The 14,257-nt window shown below is 33.1% G+C and carries 15 protein-coding genes; 3 read left to right on the top strand and 12 right to left on the bottom strand.

Annotation, left to right across the window (positions count from 1 at the left end; genetic code table 11):
• Nucleotides 1-136: 136 nt before the first annotated feature.
• The 3 genes from ABID14_RS08255 to moaA are packed head-to-tail and all read right to left on the bottom strand — an operon-like array spanning nt 137 to nt 2,479.
• A complete protein-coding gene (locus tag ABID14_RS08255; protein WP_354369000.1) occupies nt 137-565 on the bottom strand; it encodes an MOSC domain-containing protein in 429 nt (142 codons plus the stop codon).
• A 9-nt stretch (nt 566-574) separates the two neighbouring features.
• On the bottom strand, nt 575-1,531 hold the full coding sequence (gene moaCB / locus ABID14_RS08260) for a bifunctional molybdenum cofactor biosynthesis protein MoaC/MoaB (RefSeq protein ID WP_354369002.1): 957 nt from the start codon (nt 1,529-1,531) through the stop codon (nt 575-577).
• Nucleotides 1,532-2,479 (bottom strand): GTP 3',8-cyclase MoaA, encoded by a 948-nt coding sequence (moaA, locus tag ABID14_RS08265; RefSeq protein WP_354369004.1) that lies wholly within the window; start codon nt 2,477-2,479, stop codon nt 1,532-1,534. It lies immediately after the preceding gene.
• 917 nt (nt 2,480-3,396) lie between these two features.
• Here moaA and ABID14_RS08270 point away from each other — a divergent pair.
• Entirely contained in the window at nt 3,397-3,654 is a 258-nt protein-coding gene (locus ABID14_RS08270; protein WP_354369006.1) for a hypothetical protein, read from the top strand.
• A 253-nt stretch (nt 3,655-3,907) separates the two neighbouring features.
• On the opposite strand, the gene ABID14_RS08275 is transcribed toward ABID14_RS08270, so the two are convergent.
• The 4 genes from ABID14_RS08275 to ymfI all read right to left on the bottom strand — a co-directional run bounded on the left by ABID14_RS08275 (nt 3,908) and on the right by ymfI (nt 6,604).
• A complete protein-coding gene (locus ABID14_RS08275) occupies nt 3,908-4,423 on the bottom strand; it encodes a DUF3783 domain-containing protein (RefSeq protein WP_354369008.1) in 516 nt (171 codons plus the stop codon).
• Between the two features lie 98 nt (nt 4,424-4,521).
• Nucleotides 4,522-4,899 (bottom strand): lactoylglutathione lyase, encoded by a 378-nt coding sequence (gene gloA, locus ABID14_RS08280; RefSeq protein WP_354369010.1) that lies wholly within the window; start codon nt 4,897-4,899, stop codon nt 4,522-4,524.
• A gap of 54 nt (nt 4,900-4,953) precedes the next feature.
• Nucleotides 4,954-5,856, bottom strand: a complete 903-nt coding sequence (locus ABID14_RS08285; protein WP_354369012.1) for a diacylglycerol/lipid kinase family protein — start codon at nt 5,854-5,856, stop codon at nt 4,954-4,956.
• A gap of 13 nt (nt 5,857-5,869) precedes the next feature.
• Nucleotides 5,870-6,604, bottom strand: coding sequence for an elongation factor P 5-aminopentanone reductase (gene ymfI, locus ABID14_RS08290; protein ID WP_354369014.1), 735 nt, complete (start codon nt 6,602-6,604; stop codon nt 5,870-5,872).
• Between the two features lie 73 nt (nt 6,605-6,677).
• Between ymfI and ABID14_RS08295 the strand changes: the two genes are divergently transcribed.
• On the top strand, nt 6,678-7,547 hold the full coding sequence (locus ABID14_RS08295; RefSeq protein ID WP_354369016.1) for a DegV family protein: 870 nt from the start codon (nt 6,678-6,680) through the stop codon (nt 7,545-7,547).
• 153 nt (nt 7,548-7,700) lie between these two features.
• Nucleotides 7,701-8,720, top strand: a complete 1,020-nt coding sequence (gap, locus tag ABID14_RS08300; protein ID WP_354369018.1) for a type I glyceraldehyde-3-phosphate dehydrogenase — start codon at nt 7,701-7,703, stop codon at nt 8,718-8,720.
• Between the two features lie 63 nt (nt 8,721-8,783).
• Here gap and ABID14_RS08305 read toward each other — a convergent pair whose 3' ends face one another.
• The 5 genes from ABID14_RS08305 to secG form a co-directional block, all read right to left on the bottom strand.
• Nucleotides 8,784-9,104 (bottom strand): hypothetical protein, encoded by a 321-nt coding sequence (locus ABID14_RS08305; protein ID WP_354369020.1) that lies wholly within the window; start codon nt 9,102-9,104, stop codon nt 8,784-8,786.
• Between the two features lie 102 nt (nt 9,105-9,206).
• Nucleotides 9,207-9,380: a hypothetical protein gene (locus tag ABID14_RS08310; protein ID WP_354369022.1), complete on the bottom strand. Its 174-nt coding sequence runs from the start codon at nt 9,378-9,380 to the stop codon at nt 9,207-9,209.
• A gap of 507 nt (nt 9,381-9,887) precedes the next feature.
• Nucleotides 9,888-11,573 (bottom strand): M3 family oligoendopeptidase, encoded by a 1,686-nt coding sequence (locus ABID14_RS08315; RefSeq protein ID WP_354369024.1) that lies wholly within the window; start codon nt 11,571-11,573, stop codon nt 9,888-9,890.
• 197 nt (nt 11,574-11,770) lie between these two features.
• Nucleotides 11,771-13,774: a sodium-translocating pyrophosphatase gene (locus tag ABID14_RS08320; RefSeq protein WP_354369026.1), complete on the bottom strand. Its 2,004-nt coding sequence runs from the start codon at nt 13,772-13,774 to the stop codon at nt 11,771-11,773.
• A 25-nt stretch (nt 13,775-13,799) separates the two neighbouring features.
• Nucleotides 13,800-14,030, bottom strand: coding sequence for a preprotein translocase subunit SecG (gene secG, locus ABID14_RS08325; protein WP_354369028.1), 231 nt, complete (start codon nt 14,028-14,030; stop codon nt 13,800-13,802).
• Between the last annotated feature and the right edge of the window lie 227 nt (nt 14,031-14,257).

Raw genomic sequence — 14,257 nt, forward strand, 5'->3', positions numbered from 1 at the left:
TTGTGTTAAATTAAATAGTTTTAATAAGCTATTATGCTCTATATTAATTATTTATACTTTCAAAATAAATACCGAGTTGTTTTTATAAAGTTTTCGCTAACATACTACTTTTAATTAAAAATTTGTTTAAATGAAATTAAATTATTTTAATTTCATCTCCAACTTTAATCTTGCCACCTTTTCTCACTACAGTAAAAATACCCTCATGGGGCATGATACATTCGCCCACTTTTTGTTTTATCGCACAACCTTTGTGGCACTCTTTGCCAATTTGACTGACTTCTTGAATTGTTTCTCCAATTGCAAGTTTTGTGCCTACTGGAAGTTCATATAGCACAATTCCTTCTGTAGTTATATTTTCTGCAAAGTCACCCTCATTTAAATTTGGTACTGCCTTTCTCATTTTATCGATTGATTCATTTGAAAGTAGACTCACCTGTCTATGCCACTTCCCTGCATGTGCATCACCTTGTAGTCCAAAGTTTTCGATAAATAAGCCTTCTTCTTGTGGTATTTTGACAACACCCTTTTTATCAGATTTATTGATTGAAACTACTCTTGCCATTTTTTCACCTTAATGCTCTCTAAAATTTCCAAGTAGTATATCAAGCCCGTGAGATAATGCAGGTAGGACTGCATAAATACTTTCTTTCACTGCTTTTGGACTGCCAGGTAGATTGATTATCAAACTATTTTTTCTTATTCCACTAGTTGCTCGTGAAAGCATCCACTGATTAGTTTTTTCTTTGGAATAAAGTCTTATTGCATCAGATATAGATGATGCACATTTTTCAATCACGAGTTGTGTCGCCTCTGGCGTTACGTCTCTATTGCTAAATCCTGTCCCACCAGATGTAAAAATTAAAGGAATTTTCTTTTCATCAGCTAGATAAATAAGCTCATTTTTGATATTTTCTATCTCGTCAGGAATAATTTTTGAATATTCTAAGTTAAAATTATTCGGCATTGTATCTTTGAATGCGTCTATACACTTGTCAATATTCTCGCCCTTAGAACGTGAATCACTTGCTATCACAACTGCATAATCATACTTACTATTTTGTTCATATTCTGAATGAAAGTGACCAGATTTACCACCAGTTTTTTCTACTAGATAAACTTTTTCAATAGACATTGTTTTATCGATTGATTTGCACATATCATATACAGTAAGCAGTCCACAAGATACACCCGTCAAGGCTTCCATCTCGACACCAGTTTTGCCCTCGCATTTTACTTCTACTTCGCAATATAATAAATTTTCTTCAAAATAAAAGTTTACATGAATTCCATTTAACAAAAGTGGATGAGCCATTGGTATTATTGATGAAGTGTTTTTGACTCCTTGTATTGCTGCAACTTGTGCGATTGATAAAACATCACCTTTTTTTAATTTTTCATTTTTAATAGCATCTACAGTCTCAGATTTAAGTTTGATATAGCCCTTAGCTATTGCTTTTCTAATAGACGGACTCTTTTCTGAAATATCGACCATTTGACCTCTGCCTTTTTCGTCAAGATGTGTAAACATTTATCCTCCAATACTACTCATGCTAGAATTTATATTTTCTCCTTCAAGTAAATGATGCTTCAAAGGTTTTTTAGCCAAAGCTTTTTCAATATAAATTCTAATATCTTCGCCATTTCTAAGTGGCCTCTTAATATCAATAACATTATCACTGTGAAGACAAGGTTTTAATTTGCCATCAGAAGTAAGTCTTATTCTGTTGCAATCACCACAAAAATTATGGGATAAAGGATTGATAAAACCAACTCTTCCTAAAGAATTTTCAAGTTTATATAACTTAGCTGGCGAGTGAATGTCATCATTAGCAATTTTTATCAAATCAAAATTATTAATTATATCATCACTACTCAAAAATTTTTCCTTAGCATAATCTGATGTTGGCCCAATAGGCATTACTTCTATAAATCTTATATCAATATTTTTATCCATAGTAATATTTATAAAATCCTCTATCTCATCTTCATTTATGCCCTTGAGAAGCACAGTGTTTAATTTTACTTCTAGTCCAGCTTCAAAAGCAGCATCAATACCTTCGAGAACATCATCTAGTGAACCTGTAGTTAAACTATGAAATTTCTTGAGATTTAAAGTATCCAAAGAAATATTGACACGATTGAGTCCAGCTTTTTTTAGTTTTGTCGCTTTATCTTTTAGTAGAGATGCATTTGTAGTCATTGCCAAATCTTTAATTTTATCAATATTACCCAAAGATTCTATAAAATGTTCCACCCCTTTTCTAAGAAGTGGCTCGCCGCCAGTTATACGAATTTTATCAACACCTTGTTCTACAAATACATGACTAATATAATATAGCTCTTCAAAAGTCAATATCTCACTATGCATTTTCTTTAATACACCAGTTGTAGGCATGCAGTATTTGCATCTGTAATTGCATAAATCTGTGATGGAAATTCTAAGGTAGTTTATTTTTCTATGAAATTTATCTAACATAATTATCACATACCTATTCTCAATGTAACACAAATCATTATTAATTAAGTATAACATAATTTGTCACTTTAGCGAAGAAATAAAATAAATTTAAATATATTTATTTTTGTCCCAGCTTGTCGTGTTTTATATGAATAAATTCATTAATAGTATTATAAATCTAAGTTTCAATTAGGTCAAAGTAAAAAATTTCTATTTATTTATGCAGAACTACTCCTCGACATGTAGATTCCTCGACTTCAAACCCTTCGGGTTTTCCGCTCGGAATGACAGTTGTGGGGATTGTAAGCGTCTATAGACTTTAATTTTTGGTAATTATCATTTTGTGCATTCCAATGACAATAGTAGAAATTAAAAGAAATCTCCGTCCAATGTCATCTCGACTAAAAAGCAGAGCGAACACATAAAGAGTCTTGCTTCTAGTGGAGAGAATATTTCCCCTCCCATGTCATCCTGAGCGAAAGAAATCTGCCAAGATTTCTGAAGTCGAAGGATCTGCATGTGATGGAGAGAATTTGCATAGTTTTAAATAAAAAAGTATTCAAGCACCTAAACCACGAACAAGTATAGCAAAAAGTCGAAAATGATTTTTAACGGTTTGAGCGATAGCGAGTTTTAAAAATCCGACTTTTTGCAAGGTAAAGAAAAACTAAAGAGGCTAAAACTTTGTCTAAAAAAGGCGTGGGGTTTGGTTGGTTGCTCGAAGGAAGAATAAGATGGCAGTATAGAAAATATTTATTAAAAAGATTTTTTAATTATTCATACAGAGCGGCTACTATACAGGCAGATTCCTCGACTACAGTAAATTCTTTTCAAGAATTCACTTCCGCTCGGAATGACAGTTAGAAGGGCTTTTAAACTGTTTTCAACTGTCATCTCGACTAAAAAGCGTTGCGAACGCATAAAGAGTCTCGCTTGTGGTGGAGAGAATATTTCCCCTCCCATGTCATCCTGAGCGAAAGAAATCTGCCAAGATTTCTGAAGTCGAAGGATCTGCATGTGGTAAAGAGAATCTGTGGAGTTTAAATAAAAAATGTAGTGAAATAAGCATAAGAATAGTCTCTATTTATTTTTACAGAACGGCTCCTACACAAGCAGATTCCTCGACTTCAAACCCTTCGGGTTTTCCGCTCGGAATGACAGTTGTGGGGATTGTAAGCGTCTATAGACTTTAATTTTTGGTAATTATCATTTTGTGCATTCCAATGACAATAGTAGAAATTAAAAGAAATCTCCGTCCAATGTCATCTCGACTAAAAAGCAGAGCGAACACATAAAGAGTCTTGCTTCTAGTGGAGAAGAGAATATTTCCCACTCCCGAGTCATCCCGAGTGAAAATCAATTACGCACATCATTAAATCTATAAATTAGTAATTCAAAGCAAAAAAATAATGGCACTCCAAGAGCGCCAACATTTTCAAATAATAATTATCTATGTCCAAAATATTCTTTAAAATTAGCGATACTTTTATCCAACAATGCTTCATCTAGTTCTTTATTTCTAAGACTCATTGCTTCTTCTACAAGCATCTTTAATTTTAAATCTTTTGTTTCTTCTAAATTTTTTTGAGCAACTTGAACATATCCCCCAATTTTTCTAAATTTCATCACCATTCTATGTTCGTCTTCAATATGCCCAATTAAATAATCAAGAGTCCAATCTTTATTTGTGTCTGTAAGTACACATTTATGATTTACTACTACTCCATTAGATTTGAGTTTTAATAAAAATTCACGTAAAATTATTCTATCAAAATCTGAAAAGATTAAAAGTTCTCTTTTATCCTCTTCTATATTTGAACCATCCCCAATAAATAAGTCGCCTACTTTTTCATTTAGATCATCATTTGTTAAAAATCTAAGGTCAATCCCAAATTCCTTAGCGATTTTTTCAACAATTTTAGACCTTTCTTCACTTAGCCCATACACTAAAACTTTTTTCATTTGCTCCTCCTTCAATCCTTATGTAATTTTCATACCCCAATTGTTACTAAAATAACAAACTAACACTTTAAAAAAGTGTCACAAAAAGGCACTTTTATTTATTTTTCTTGTATAATCTCAATTTTGTATCCATCTGGATCTTTTACAAAAAAGTAATTTGCCCCTCCATCAGAAAGACCAGAAAGTTCAGTTACTTCACAACCTTTTTGTAAAAGTTCTTCTCTAAAAGATTTTATATCTTCGTTAGAAATTGCAATATGTCCGTATCCATCTCCTAATTCGTAAGGTTTTTGTCTATCATAATTGTAAGTGAGTTCAAGTTCATAGTCTGAATTAGGAAGTTTTAAATATAGAAGTGTAAATTTATCTTTTGGAAAGTCTTTTCTGCTGCTCTCGATAAACCCTAGCATTTCTTTATAAAACCTTTCTGACTTTTCAAGATTCTTTACTCTCACGCAAGTGTGTAAAAATTTCATATTATCCCTCCCCTATATTTCTACCAAAGAATATAATCATTCAATCAAATAATATTAACCTCCTATTAATTTACTTGGAAGATAAACTTCAATAAAATCTTTAACTACAGTTATTTTTACAGGCAAATAAGGCCCTTTATCGCCATCTATATCAACATTAATATTAGTATTTTTGATTGAAGTTATCTCAATATCTTTTGCAGAAAAATATTTAATATTTTCATTTTGTTCTGCCATCCCTGCTAATGCCGACCTAAATACAGATAACTTTTTTAATATAGAATCATCTGTTAAAATAAGTACTTTCGCTCTGCCTTCTTCATCTTTATTATCTTCAATGATTGTCAGTTTGCCCATCTTATTAGTAAGACTAACTATCAAATGATCTACATGACCTGTATAACTTCCTGTATCAGTAGCCACTTTTAGTTCATATTCTTCTGAGTCAATTAATTTATCCACCGATTTTTTGGCATAAGCAAGTCCGCCAAATTTTGTCTTTTCCTCTACTGTTACTTCATGTATCGCTTCTGGTACTGCTCCTATCGATAAGAACATGCTAAATACATTGTCATTGCAAATTCCAAGGTCTATTTTTTTAGATTTCTCAAATTTTATCGATCTTATTGCTCTATCTTTAATTTGCGAAATTCCAAGACTTCTAGCAAGTAAATTTGCTGTTCCACCAGGAAAGATACAAAGTTTAGAATTAGAACTCGCCCTGTACATTCCAAGTAAGACTTCATTTACAGTGCCATCGCCGCCATATACAGCAATTGAGTGATAACCTTCTTTAGATGCATTTTCAGAAAGTTCAGCTGCATGTCCTTCTCTTTTTGTCTTGGCGAGAACAACTTCATCAAAATATTTATTTAAATGTTTTTCAATCCTTTTTAAATAATGATTCGCACCTTCATTGCCAGCTGTTGGATTATAAATTAATATAATATTTTTCATATCTTCACCTTTTCTAATAAACTATCATGCCACCATTTGGTGAAATTATTTGTCCTGTCATATATGAATTCTTTTCTGAAATCATAAAAGCCACAATTTCCGCTATTTCTTGTGTTGTTGCAAGTCTACCCATGGGTATATCTTCTGAAAGTATACATAAATTTTCTTCTCCTATAGAGTTTGTCATTGGAGTATCGACTGCCCCGGGTGCAATAGCATTTACAGTTATTCCCGAATAACCAAGCTCTTGAGCTAGTGCTTTTGTGAGTGCATTGATAGCTCCTTTTGTAGCAGAGTAATGGCACTCCATTGCACCTCCCACAATCCCCCATATGGAAGTTATATTTAATATTTTGCCGCTATGCTTATTTAACATATAAGGTAGGGCTGCATGTATACAATTATAAACTCCCTTTACATTGACATCAAAAATATTGTCCCATGTTTTCTCGTCAATATCTTGAAACAGACTATAGCTTGAAACTCCAGCATTATTAATCAAAATATCCACGCCCTTATATTTTCTTTCTACTTCTTTAAACATATTATGGACTTCTTTAAATTTTGTAATATCAGCTTTTATAGCGAGAGCATCATTGTGATTTTTCCTTATTTCACTTTCTAAATTTTTAGCTTCTCTTTCACTTTGATTGTAATTAATAATTATTCTGTAATCATCATCAGAGAGCCTTCTGGCTATTTCAGCACCAATGCCTCTAGATGAACCTGTAATTAGAACTGTTTTCATTATTCACCTCAAAATACTTGTAACCTTTACGTCTTTGCGATATTATATAAAAAAAGATTAAAGGAAGGTAACTATGAATAATTATATAATATCTACTGACACTTGTGTAGATTTTGAGAAATCTTATTGTGACGAAAATAATCTAAATCTTGTGCCAATTAATGTAATCATCGATGATGAATTTTACAATTCCTACGATCTTGATTTGGACGAGTTTTATTCTCATCTTAAAAGTGGTGAAAACATAACTACAACAGCGTCTAACCCACAAACATTTGAGGATTCTTTTGAAAATATATTAAAACAAGGACAAGATATTTTACATATTGCGTTCTCAGGGGCATTATCCTCTTCTTTTGGAAATGCAAATTTTGCAATAAATAATCTAAAAGAAAAATATCCCGAAAGAAAAATTATTTTAATAGACTCCAAGGCTGCAACTAATTGTCAATCATTACTTGTCGATATTGCAGTTGAGATGAAAAAAGAAGGAAAAAATATTGATGAAGTTGCAAATAAAATAATAGAACTCACAGAAAGATTTGATGTTGACTTTATAATCAAAGATTTATTTTTCTTGCATAAGGGTGGACGTGTATCAAAATCACAAGCAGTACTTGGCACTGCTCTTAATATCAACCCTATTCTCACTTTGAATAGAGAAGGAAAAATTGTCCAAACAGATAAGGTTCGTACAAGGAAAAAAGCAGTCAAGAAAATTTTTGACAAATTTGTCGAATACTATGACAGAGACTTTAAATCTAAAATATTTATATCCCACGGAAATTCAAAAGAAGAAGCCGAGCAACTTAGGGATAAAATACTAGAATATGACAAAGATGTTCAGGTAGTTCTCCTTAACGAGTCAATTACAATAGCCTCACATACAGGCCCTGGAACTCTTTTGATATCATATATATCTACAAATCCAAAGATAGATTGATTAAATTCCCGCGAAAATTTAAGTATTATAGCTTGGATTTTTACGGGATTTTTTATAATAATTGGATAATTATATAATTGTACTTTATTCTATTTGTAGGATATAATGATATTATTACTAGGTTATAAAAACATTTATATACAGGAGGTTTTTATGAAAAAGAATGTAGGGATAATGGGATTTGGTAGAATTGGACGAGATGCTCTTAGAATTTGGGCACTTCGCGAAAATCCAGAATTTGAAATAACTTATGTTGCTGTTAGAAATATAGAGAGCACTCTAAAAGAAAGAATGCATCTATTTAAATTTGACACTATTTACAGACAATTCCCCGGTGAACTTGAATTTGTAGAAGACGGAATGATTGTAAATGGCAAAAAAGTAACTTTTGTTGAATCTAAAACACCAGCTGAAATGGACTGGAAATCACTAGGAGTAGAGATAGTAATAGACTCATCAGGTGCTTTCAAAGACAGAGAAAAAGCAATGGGCCATATAGAAAATGGGGCCAAAAAAGTAATCTTGACATCTCCAGGTAAAGGAGACGACCTAACAGTAGTACTAGGAGTAAATGATGACAAATACGATTCAGAAAATCATCATATTATATCCAATGCAAGTTGTACAACAAACTGTCTAGCACCAGTAACTAAAGTTATTTTAGAAAACTTTGGAATCAGAAAAGGACTAATGTCTACAGTACACGCTTATACAAATGACCAAAACATTCACGATGCAGTTCACAAAAAAGATATGAGACGTGCAAGAATGGGTGCAGAAAATATTATACCGACATCCACAGGAGCTGCAAAAGCAGTGGGCAAAGTAATACCTGAAGTTGATGGCATACTAACAGGATTCGCACTAAGAGTACCTGTTCCTACAGGATCACTAGTGGATGTGACATTTGAACTCGAAAAAGAAGCAACAGTAGAAGAAATAAATGCTGCAATAAAAAAAGCTTCCGAAAACGAACTTAAAGGAATACTTGCTTATTCAGAAGATGAACTTGTTTCTTCAGATATTATAGGAAACAAACACTCTTCAATCTTTGATTCAAAACTTACAACAGTTAACGGAAATATGGTTAAACTTATATCTTGGTATGATAACGAATGGGGTTATACAGAGAGAGTTATTGACTTAACTGAAAAAATTGCAAAACAAATGTGATTTTTTAAGGAGCTACTCAGGTAGCTCCTTTTTTGATATAGAAAATTAATTGAAAGCTTTTTCTTATTCTTTCACTACACTTTCTATTAACATTGACAAACTCTCTTTACCACATGAAAAAATATTTATGTATTTGCAAAGCTTCTTAGTTGAGATGACATTGGAAAGAGCAACGACAACCCCTACAACTGTAATCCCGAGCGGAGAACCCGAAGGGTTTGGAGTCGAGGAATCTACCTGTAGAGTAGCCGCTCTGTATGAATAATTAAAAAATCTTTTTAATAAATATTTTCTATACTGCCATCTTATTCTTCTTTCGAAGGAAAGGAAAGGAGGCCTCGCAGCGAAAGCGGAATGCCCACTTTCCTTCCTTCGAGCTACCAACAAAACCCCCACGCCTTTTTTAGACAAAGTTTTAGCCTCTTTAGTTTTTCATTTTCGCCTTTTTGCTATAATTGTTCGTGGTTTAGGTGCTTGAATACTTTTTTATTTAAAACTATGCAGATTCTCTCCATCACATGCAGATCCTTCGACTTCAGAAATCTTGGCAGATTTCTTTCGCTCAGGATGACATGGGACGGGGAAATATTCTCTCCATCGCATGCAAGACTTTTTATGCGTTCGCACGCTTTTTAGTCGAGATGACATTGGAAATATCAACGTCAACTCCTACAACTGTCATTCCGAGCGGAGAACCCGAAGGGTTCGTAGTCGAGGAATCTGCCCGTACAGTAGTCGTTCTGTAAATATTAATAGAAATCTTTTCTTGAACTTTTTCACCACTTTTTTATTTTAAACTTTACAAATACTCTCCATCACATGCAGATCCTTCGACTTCAGAAATCTTGGAAGATTTCTTCCGCTCAGGATGACATGGGACGGGGGAAATTCTCTCCATCACATGCAAGACTTTTTATGCGTTCGCACGCTTTTTAGTCGAGATGACATTGGAAAGATCACGAAAACCCCCACAACTGTCATTCCGAGCGGAGAACCCGAAGGGTTCGTAGTCGAGGAATCTGCCTGTATAGGGGTAGTTTTGTATAAATATTTATATAAAAAAAGTAAAATTGAGCCTGTATTTTACTATTTAACTCAATTTTGCTTTTAATAAAAATATTTATTTTTTAATAGATATCAATCCAATAATTAATATTCATGATATTGTTATAATCTTTTTTCAATTTCGTCTAAAATAACCAATAATTTTGGTAAAATATCTTCTATTACCCCATCTTCCATTGGATTTTTAATATTTCCTTTTTCCATTATTCCGAAGAATGATTCTCTACCTCCAACTTTACAGATTTCTAGATAATCTTCGAAGGCCTTTTCCCTGTCTTCTAATGATTTCAACAGAAATTGAAATGCACAAACTTGAGCCAAAGTATAGTCTATATAATAAAATGGTGTATTAAATACATGCCCTTGTCTATACCACCATGTCCCTTTTTCTAAAAATTCGTTGTCATAATCTAAATTAGGTCTGTATAATTTTTCAATTTCATGGTATTTAGCTTTTCTTTGTTCAGGTGTTGCATCTGGGTTTTCATATACAAAATGTTGAAAATGATCTATTGTAACTCCATATGGTATAAAATTTATCGCTCCATCTAAATGTGAAAATTTAAATTTATCAGTTTCTTCTTCAAAGAACAATTCCATCCAAGGCCAAGTCAAAAATTCCATACTCATAGAATGAATTTCACACGCTTCATATGTTGGCCATATATATTCGAAAATCCTACCATCCATTGACGTATATGACTGAAAAGCGTGACCTGCTTCATGGGTCATTACTTCAACATCATGAGTTGTTCCATTAAAGTTTGCAAAGATAAATGGAGAATCATAATCTTCCATTGTAGTACAATATCCGCCCGATTCTTTGCCCTTCTTACTTTCTAAATCAAATAGTTCTCTTTCATACATAAACTCAAAAAAATCTTTTGTTTGTGGTGAAAGTTCAGCATACATTTTTCTAGCATTTTCAACTAAAAAGTCTCTTCCCCCATGAGGTTTTGCGTTGCCATCAGTAAATACAATATTTTGATCATAGACTTTCATGTCATGTATGCCTATTCTTTTGGATTGTTTTTCTACAAGTTTTAAATATACGGGAGTGACATATTTCTTGACAAATTCTCTATACTTCGCTACATCCTCCTTATCATAATCCGTTCTCATCAATGATTTATATTGAAATTCTATATAAGAATCGAATCCAAGAGCTTTTGCCATATCTGTCCTCACATGAACCATTTTATCATAGATATTGTCTATTTCTTCTTCGTGTTCTTGAAAGAATTCTGCAATTTTATCTGTGGCTGCTTTTCGAATATTCCTGTCTTTAGATTGAGTATATGGTGCCATTTGTGGCAAAGTTAATTTTTTACCATCAAAATCTATTTGGCAAGATGCTATGATTTTATTATATTTAGTAATCAATTGATTTTCTTTTTGTTTAAATGGTACTGCTTCATCTTTGAAAACTAATTTACATTTGATTAAATCAAACAAATGAGAACCAAAATGTTCTTTTAGTTCTTTTTTAAATTTTGAATTATCTATAGCTTCGTACATTTTTGTTTCTAAGACAGAGTAATGAGGAGTGTATTCATCTAAAAAGTCTTGCTCTTTTTTATAGAACTCGTCATTTGTGTCGATTGTATGGCGAATATAAGCAAGATTCATATTAGTGCTAAAAGTCTTTTTAAATGCGTCCATTTCTTCAATTATTTTTATTTGCTCTTGTGCTGTTGTGCATTTATTAAATCTTTCAATCAAGTTTTCTACTTTTTTCTTATCCTCTTCATAATTTGGTCTAGTATACTCATATTCTGTAAATTTCATTGACATCACCTCTTTACTATTTTAACACAACTTTCATTATTATATTAACTTTGTAAATTTTTCAATTTTAATAGGATAAGTCTATTTTTAAGTAGATATTAATATAAGTTAAAAAATTCAAATAAATTCTAATCTAAATAAATTTAGGCAAAAAAATAAAAGTGCATCAGTTAAACTGACACACTTTTTATTTTATATTATAAAAGAATTCCGCCAAAAGAAACGAATAGTGGTGCAAACACAAGTGATACAACAGTTATAAGTTTTACTAAAATGTTAAGGGAAGGTCCTGATGTATCTTTGAATGGGTCACCCACAGTATCTCCAGTTACAGCAGCTTTGTGAGCTTCTGAACCTTTGCCACCGTGATTTCCTGATTCAATATATTTTTTTGCGTTGTCCCATGCTCCACCGGCATTTGACATAAATATTGCCATAAGAACACCTGTTACAAGAGCTCCAGCTTGAAGTCCACCAAGTGCTTCTGTTCCAAGTAAAATTCCAACTAATACTGGAACAACTACCGCAATAAGTCCTGGTATAACCATTTCTTTAAGAGCAGCAGCTGTTGAAATATCAACACAAGTTGCATATTCTGGAGTTGCTTTTCCTTCCATGATTCCAGGTATTTCTTTAAATTGTCTTCTAACTTCATCAATCATTTCTGAAGCTGCTTTTCCTACTGCTGACATTGTTAGAGCAGAGAAAGCAAATGGAAGCATACCACCGATAAATGTAGCTGCTATAACTTCAGGTTTTGAAATATCAATTCCTGTAAGACCAGTTGCATTGATATATGATACAAATAGTGCAAGTGCAGTTAAAGCTGCAGAGCCAATTGCGAATCCTTTACCAATAGCTGCAGTTGTATTACCTACAGAGTCAAGAGAGTCTGTAATGTCACGAACTTCTTCTGGAAGATCGCACATTTCTGCAATACCACCTGCATTATCAGCGATAGGACCATAAGCATCAACGGCAATTGTCATACCTGTAGTTGAAAGCATACCAACTGCTGCAAGAGCTATACCGTAAAGTCCATAAATAGTTTCTGTGCTTCCGCCAGCTCCTAAATATGAAGCTACAATACCAATTGCAATTACAACGATAGGACCAATAGTTGACATCATACCAACAGAAAGACCTGAAATAATATTTGTTGATGAACCAGTTTCTGATTCAAGTGCAATTCTCTTTACTGGTTTATAATCATCAGCTGTATAGTATTCTGTAAACTTAGAAATAATAAGCCCAACTACAATACCAATAATTACTGGTGCGAATTGTGTAAAACTACCAAACATTTTATTTGATAAGAATGCTGCACAAATCATAGTAACTGCTGCTGCTACATATTCTCCCATATTTAAAGCTTTTTGTGGGTTTTTATCACCTTTAACAAAGAAAGCCGCAATGATAGATGCAACAATACCAACAGTAGAAATAAGTAGTCCATAAACTACTCCGTCTTGACCATATGCTACAACACCAAGTGTGATAACTGAAAGTAGAGCACCTACATATGATTCAAATAAGTCAGCTCCCATACCAGCAACGTCACCTACGTTGTCACCTACGTTATCGGCAATTACAGCAGGGTTTCTAGGGTCATCTTCTGGAATCCCAGCTTCAACTTTACCAACAAGGTCAGCACCAACGTCTGCAGCCTTAGTATAAATACCTCCACCAACTCTTGCAAATAGAGCGATAGAAGAAGCACCTAAAGAAAATCCAGTTATGATTTCAGTTTGTCCATCAGTAAGAATATATGCAAGACTGATACCAATAATCCCAAATCCAACTACACACATACCCATTACTGCTCCACCTGAGAATGCAATGTCTAAAGCCTTGCCTAGACCGCTTTTCCAAGCAGCATTAGTAGTTCTAACGTTTGCAAGTGTAGCAACTTTCATTCCTACATAACCTGCAACAACAGATAAAATTGCTCCAACAACGAAGCAAATTGCAGTTGGAACTGACTTTAGTCCAATTGCAAGAATAAGTGCAAGTACAATTACAAATACAACAAGAGCTTTATACTCTCTTGTTAAAAAAGCCATAGCCCCTTCAGAAATATGAGATGAAATTTCTTTCATTCTGTCATTTCCAGAGTCTTGTTTTGCAACAAAACTTGCTTTATAAAAAGCAAATAATAATGCCAAGACACCAGCTAAAGGAGCTAGATAAATCATATTCATTAAAATAATTCCTCCTTAAATTTTATTAATTAATTGCAGCCAAAATAATAAGTGCAACTGCAAATACAATTGAAGTAATCAAAACAATTCTGTTTTGAATATCTTTCTTACTAGAACCTCTATGAGCACCCCACATGCTTGTATCATCTTCACCTTGAAGTGTTCCAAGACCAGATTGTTCAGATTCCATTTGTGCAACTACAGCTATCACAACAATGCTAGCAACAATAATTACAATAGATAGTAAAGTTTGCAAAGTTTTTACCTCCCCACATTTTTCTATAACATATAAATTCTACCACAGTCAAATGTCAAATTCAACGAATTTCTAATATTGAAGCATATTTCTAAATTGTTTTATAATATAGTTTATTTCAAAAATTTATACTTAAATCGAGTAGGGGCTAACCTGTAGCCCCTCTCACACCACCCGTACGTGCCGTTCGGCATACGGCGGTTCAATATTTCCTTGTATCATATTAT

The organism is Peptoniphilus olsenii (assembly GCF_040545475.1).
GTDB classification, from domain to species: Bacteria; Bacillota; Clostridia; order Tissierellales; family Peptoniphilaceae; genus Peptoniphilus_A; species Peptoniphilus_A olsenii.